The 3,980-nt window shown below is 62.9% G+C and carries 4 protein-coding genes; all 4 read right to left on the reverse strand.

Annotation, left to right across the window (positions count from 1 at the left end; all coding sequences use genetic code 11):
* Nucleotides 1-695, reverse strand: a 695-nt coding sequence (locus EOA36_RS29725) for a sugar ABC transporter permease (RefSeq protein WP_145969373.1), incomplete at its 3' end; no start/stop codon positions are given.
* A 185-nt stretch (nucleotides 696-880) separates the two neighbouring features.
* The gene (locus tag EOA36_RS29730; protein WP_127280536.1) at nucleotides 881-2,158 is read right to left on the reverse strand and encodes a sugar ABC transporter substrate-binding protein; all 1,278 of its coding nucleotides are present in this window, start codon (nucleotides 2,156-2,158) and stop codon (nucleotides 881-883) included.
* Between the two features lie 29 nt (nucleotides 2,159-2,187).
* Nucleotides 2,188-3,375 carry a PLP-dependent transferase gene (locus tag EOA36_RS29735; RefSeq protein WP_127280537.1) on the reverse strand — a complete coding sequence of 396 codons (1,188 nt, stop codon included), beginning with the start codon at nucleotides 3,373-3,375 and terminating at the stop codon, nucleotides 2,188-2,190.
* The coding region (locus tag EOA36_RS29740; RefSeq protein ID WP_145969374.1) for an FCD domain-containing protein at nucleotides 3,372-3,980 on the reverse strand (609 nt) is incomplete at its 5' end. The genes EOA36_RS29735 and EOA36_RS29740, both read right to left, overlap by 4 nt.

A 3,980-nucleotide genomic window follows, 5' to 3' on the forward strand; every position in this document is an offset into this window, starting at 1 on the left:
ACCGTGATGGCTATGGTCGGCGCCAGGAACGGCAGCGTCACCTTGGTGAAGCGTTGCCAGGGCGAAGCGCCGTCGATCGCCGCCGCCTCATGCAGCTCCGAGGGAATCGACTTCAGCGCCGCCAGCAGCGTGATGGCGAAGAACGGAATGCCGAACCAGACATTGGCGACGATCGGCCCCCACATGGCGGTGGCCGGATCGGAAAGCACGTTGGTCGGCTCGGCTTTCAGCCCCAAGGCGAACAGCCAGTGCGGCAGCGGACCGATGATCGGGTTGAACAGCCAGGCCCAGGTCAGGCCCGACAGGAAGGACGGCACCGCCCAGGGCAGGAAGACCAGCGCCTGCACCGCCTTGCGGCCTGGGAACGGCTTGTCGAGCAGCAGCGCCAGGCCAAGGCCGAGGAAGAATTGGAAGAACAGGCTGGCGACCGTCCACCACAGCGTGTTGACCAGCGCCTGCCCCAGCACCTGGTCCGAAAACATCGCCTGATACTGCCCGAGCCCGACATATTCCGACTTGAAGGCGGAGAACTTGCGGAAGGAATAGCTGATGCCGATGACCAGCGGCACGAGCAGCACCACGACCAGCAGGATGATCGCCGGGCTGAGATAGAGCCAGGGCTCGATGGCAGCGTGTGTGAGCCACTTACGTCGCGGCTTGCCGACAGATCGTATTTCGGACACGGCATAGGTCATTGGCTGTGGAACGTCCTTTGGGAGCGCGGCGTTGGCGACAAGCGTCCTTCTCCCCGTTCAACGGGGAGAAGATGCCGGCAGGCAGATCACGGGCGGCGCCAGCTTCTGAGAACTCAGCGCTGCCCCTCATCTGGCCCTGTCGGGCCACCTTCTCCCCGTGAACGGGGAGAAGGAAAAGCCTGCGCTTACTTCTTGTTCTTCGCCAGCCAGTCCTGCTGTTCCTTGGTCAGGAAGGCAGCCCACTGGTCGGCGACGTCCTTGGCCGTCTTCTGGCCGAGCAGCACTTCCTGGAAGTTCTTGATCGCCACCTGGTCGACGAAGTTGCCAAGGTTTTCGAGGTGCGTCGGCGGCGTCACCATCTCATATTTGGCGCCGTCGCTGAGCTCGGTGAACCAGCCCTTGAACTGCTCGGTCTTGAAGTGGGCGTCCTGGTCGGCGCCCTTGTGGATCGGGATGACGCCGACTTCCTTGGCCCATTCCAGATTGTCCTTCGGCGAGAGCAGCGTCGCCATCAACTTCCAGGCATCATCCTTGTGCTGCGAGTTGGCGAACATCGCCCAGCCGGCATAACCGAGCGTCGGATAGGACTTGCCGCTCGGACCGGTCGGCATCGGCGCCACGGCGAAGTCGTCGGCGCTCATCTTGTCGGCGATGCCGAGCAGTGCATCCGGATCCTGGTTGAGCATGGCGCAAGTGCCGGAATAGAAGCCGGTGACCGTTTCGTTGAAACCCCAGCTCACGGCATCCTTCGGCGCCAGGCCGTCCTTGTACATGTCGGCCAGCATCTGCAGGCCCTTGACCGAGCCCTCTTCATTGATGGTCGAGGTGCCGTCCTCGTTGAAATAGCCACCCTTGCCGGCGGCGATGTTCATGAACATGTGCATGCCGTTGAAGGCGCCCGGCCCGCCGCGCAGGCAGTAGCCGTATTTGCCGGGAATGGCCGAGATTTTCTTGGAATCGGCGACGAATTCGTCAAGCGTCGCCGGCGGACCGTCGAGGCCGGCTTGCTTGAACAGCTTCTTGTTCCAGAACAGCGCGTTCACATAGTAGCCGTAGGGGATCATGAACTGGGTGTTGTTGACCGTCGAGCCGAACTGCTTGGCGCGGTCGCCGAGCGTCTTGGCGTCGTCCCACTTGGCCATATAGGGGCCGAGATCCTCGAGCTGAGCGTTGTTGGCGTAAAGCCCCATCCAGCGTTCCGGCATCTCGACCACATCGGGCGTATCGCCGGCCTGCACCATGGTCAGGAATTTTTCAAACGCCTGCCCCCAGGGCAGCGAGACCAGCTCGACCTTGACACCCGGATTGGCCGCCTCGAACTCGGCAATCTGCTTTTTCAGGAACTCCGTGCGCGGCGGGCTGGTGATGACCTCGACCATTTTCAGGGTCGAATCGGCGAGCGCGCCCCCGGCGGAAATTGCCAGCCCCGCGACGGTGGCAAGCATGACGGTCAGTTTTTTCATGTTCAAGACTCCCATTTTGAACCCGCTTGTTATTTTCTGGCTTTTTCGAAGGCCTGGGCGACATCCGCCCAAAGATCCTCGACACTTTCCAATCCGACATTGAAGCGGATGGTTCGGGGGCTGACGCCGAAGCGCGCCATCGAATTCAGTCCCGGCGTCTGCTCCAGCGACGCCTTGGCCGGCACGACCAGGCTCTCATGCCCACCCCAGCTGACGCCGATGCGGAAATATTTCAACGCGTCGACGAAGACGGGAATGTCGATATCGTCGGTAACTTCGAACGAGAACAACCCGCCATAGCCGGCAAGCGTCGCCTTGCCCGGATGGTTCGAATAGACGGGGTGGTTGACCCGCTCGACATTGCCATGCGCCTTCAGCCGTTCGGCGATGGCGAGCCCGCTCTTCATGTGGTGCGGCAGGCGCAGCGGCAGCGTGCGCAGGCCGCGCAGCAAGAGCCAGGCCTCGAACGGTGACAGCTTGCCGCCGAGATAGGAATAGGTCTGCTCGTTGATGTGTTTGATGTGCGCGGCCGAGCCCGCCACCACGCCGGCAACGGTGTCGCTGTGGCCGCCGAGATATTTCGAGGCCGAGTGCAGCACGAGATCGACGCCGTGCGAGATCGGCTTCTGGAACACCGGCGTCGCCCAGGAATTGTCGATGGTGGTGATGATGCCCTGCTCCTTGGCCAGCCGGGTCAGATGCGGCAGGTCCTGAAGCTCGAACATCATCGAGGTCGGGCTTTCCAGATAAAGCAGCTTTGCGCCGGGCAATGCCGCCGCCACCGCATCCGGGTCCGAGCCGTCGACATAATCGACCTTGATGTTGAGCCGCGGCAGGAGCCGCTCGAACAGCCGGTAGGCATCGCCATAGCAATTGCGTACCGCGACGATGCGCTCGCCCGCCCCGACGAAGGCAAGCACGGTGGCGCTGATCGCTGCCATGCCGCTTGAAAAGCCGCGCGCGGCCTCGGCGCCTTCGAGCGCCGCGACACGCGCCTCGAACTCCATGACCGTCGGATTGTCGCCGCGCGAATAGATCGGCTGCTTTCGCTTGCCGGCAAAGGTATCGGCCATTTCGGCGTAATTGGCGAAGGTGAACAGCGACGTCTGGTAGATAGGCGGCACGACGGCGCCGCCGGGGAACGGTTCATCATGCGCCAAAAGCGTCGCCGCCTCGGCGAGATAGTCTTGATCGAAACCGGCTGGGTGCTCGTTCATCTCAGGTCCGAAAGTTTGAGTTTGGCCGCACCGCGCTTCAGGTCGTCCTCGACGGTGGCGATGAGCTTCAGCGCCTCGCCGCGGGCGCCTTGCGGATCACGCGCGGCGATGCACTCGTAGATGGTGCGGTGATAGGGAAAGCTGGCATGGCCGAAATCGCGCACGCCGAGTGGATGTTCCCAGAAACGGTGGAACAGTTCGTGCATGGCCGCGATGATCTGTTCGAACAGCGGATTGCCGGAGACCCGGTAGATCGCCTGGTGGAATTCCCAGTCCTCTTCCGATGACATGCCGTCTAGGGTGCGAAACGCCTGCTCCATGATATCGAGCTTGCGTTCGATCTCGGCAATGTCGGCGGGGCCTGCCCGCTCGGCGCACAGTGCCGCCGCTTCCGCTTCCAGTGCGCGGCGGGTTTCCAGCGTCTGCATCAGGCTGGTGAAATCATTGCCGCCCGCCAGCGTCAGCGGCAGATGCAGCATATCGGGCGATACGGCCGCCTTGAGATAGGTGCCGCTGCCTTGCCGGCGCTCGACCAGGCCCAATCCCTCCCACCGCGTCAGCGCCTCGCGCACCGTGTTGCGGCTGACCTTGAGCCGTTCGGCCAG

The sequence above is a fragment of the Mesorhizobium sp. M8A.F.Ca.ET.021.01.1.1 genome (genome assembly GCF_003998025.1).
GTDB lineage: Bacteria > Pseudomonadota > Alphaproteobacteria > Rhizobiales > Rhizobiaceae > Mesorhizobium.